The sequence below is a fragment of the Paenibacillus ihuae genome (genome assembly GCF_001368795.1).
Taxonomy (GTDB): domain Bacteria; phylum Bacillota; class Bacilli; order Paenibacillales; family Paenibacillaceae; genus Paenibacillus_AQ; species Paenibacillus_AQ ihuae.
The window spans coordinates 197787-199519 of the sequence record NZ_LN831201.1; the positions used below are offsets into that span (position 1 = coordinate 197787).

Annotated in this window: 3 protein-coding genes; 1 reads left to right on the top strand and 2 read right to left on the bottom strand. The window is 54.8% G+C overall.

The annotated features are described in order from the left end of the window. On the bottom strand, positions 1-318 hold a 318-nt coding region (locus AQR02_RS34880), incomplete at its 3' end, for a hypothetical protein (protein WP_245237733.1). A 198-nt stretch (positions 319-516) separates the two neighbouring features. Here AQR02_RS34880 and AQR02_RS25285 point away from each other — a divergent pair. Next, a complete protein-coding gene (locus AQR02_RS25285) occupies positions 517-1335 on the top strand; it encodes an HNH endonuclease (protein WP_108722099.1) in 819 nt (272 codons plus the stop codon). Between the two features lie 108 nt (positions 1336-1443). Here AQR02_RS25285 and AQR02_RS25290 read toward each other — a convergent pair whose 3' ends face one another. Beyond that, a complete protein-coding gene (locus tag AQR02_RS25290; protein ID WP_054943150.1) occupies positions 1444-1638 on the bottom strand; it encodes a YwbE family protein in 195 nt (64 codons plus the stop codon). Between the last annotated feature and the right edge of the window lie 95 nt (positions 1639-1733).

Consider the following 1733-nt stretch of genomic DNA (forward strand, 5'->3'; position numbering starts at 1 on the left):
GATATAAAGGGAGAATGTCCATGCACTATGCAATTCCCTGAAGGGGTTCAACGGCGCAGCCCAACCCCAGTCCGGCTTCTTAACCAGAGCGAAAAGCACCACCAGCGGCAGCACTCCAAAAACGAGGAACAGCAGCATACCCGGAATAATAAAATTATTAAAAGGGGATCTTTCCAGCACGGAAGTCGGCATCCCCATCATTTCTCCGCTCGGGTCAATCAGCAGCATCACCCCGCCGGCAATCGCTCCTACCCCCAGAAAAGCCTGAAGAATATACAGTAAAATAACAGCAGCCGGCCTTCTGTTGCTTTGCCTCATACCCAATTCCCCGCTTTCGTATTTTTTATTGATTTTACAGGTTTTCCCTAATTGCCGCCAAGACAGATGTCACAAATTAGAAAATTCGCTGCTTTTTTTACCTGCCGTGTGAATGGCCGCGCTTTACGCTATACTAAAGTTATCTTAAAAATGAGGGGAATGGACAGGCGCTGCTATAGCGTCCTTCCAAACATACTTATGACCGATATCAGCCTGCCTTTATCTAAACAATGCGCATATTGCCATCAGCATAAACCGCTCTCCGAATTCCGCAGGCGGACCGGCAAGCGGTCTAAGGGCCAGTCCCGCCGCGGGGCCTGCCGCGAATGCCGCAAGGCACGCGAGAGCGGTTCAGCCAAGGGGCTTCAGCAAGTCCAGAGGCCGGAGGCCTCTGTTTCGGCGCGGGCTTCCGCACCTGCGGCTACAGCCTCCGCTGCCAGACAGCCGGTGCAATCACCAGCAGTAGCCCCGGCAATTCTGCCGGGTCACAAGGCTGCCGCGCCTAAGGTGCATCAGCATTCCCTGCCGGAGCGCTCCAAGGAAGCCAAGCATCCAGCGGCTGCCGCAGGCAGCCGGGCAAAAGCGCGGCCGCGCCAGGGCGAACAACGGCGGAGGCCCCCGCAGACCGCGGGGTTCAAGCCGGAGCCCGGCGACTATTCTGCACTTATCCCCTCATCCAAGGGGATGATCCTCATGCGCGGCCACAGCGATAAAGGGCGGCGCTGGCATCAGGAAATCGACCTTGAGCTGGCGGTTACGCTCGTCCGGGAGCATGCCGCAGTGGTTGTAAACCGCCGCACCATCCGCCGCCTGTACAGCAACAAGGATTTCCGTGCTTTAATTCTGACAAGGGATAACTATACCTGTCATTTTTGCGGCTTGTATGGGGATACCATCGACCATCTTCTGCCCCGGGCCAAGGGCGGCCATACCACTCCCGATAACTGTGTCTGTGCCTGCAATCTGTGCAACCAGACCAAAGCGGATCAGTATGTCGAGGAATTCATGGGGCGTTAGGAGCCGTGCTGAGCAGAAAAAAAGGCGCCCGCCTGATACTAGCCGTTTAACCGGCAAAGTAGCATCAGGCGGAGCGCCTTCGGAACTATAATTATGCGGGCTGCGCACTTAGCCCGTAATATTCTTGACCCGCCCGACTTGACCGTCGCTCAGCCGCACCTTGATGCCGTGCGGATGGCGGGGTGAGTTGGTCAGAATATCTTTTACTGTACCATGGGTAAGTTTGCCTGTAGCCTGATCCTGCTTCAGCACAATATCCACCTCAAGTCCGGGACGGATATCCGCTCTAACTTGCCCGTTCATGATGTATTCCCCTTTCATGAAATGTAATGGATTCAACAATTACTGATAAGGATGGGACAGCTATGGCCTTCGGAATTAACAGAGAAGAATTGAAC

Coding starts and splice junctions, on each gene's coding strand:
- AQR02_RS25290 (WP_054943150.1), bottom strand. CDS start 1,638: ATGAACGGGCAAGTTAGAGCGGATATCCGTCCCGGACTTGAGGTGGAT.
- AQR02_RS25285 (WP_108722099.1), top strand. CDS start 517: ATGACCGATATCAGCCTGCCTTTATCTAAACAATGCGCATATTGCCAT.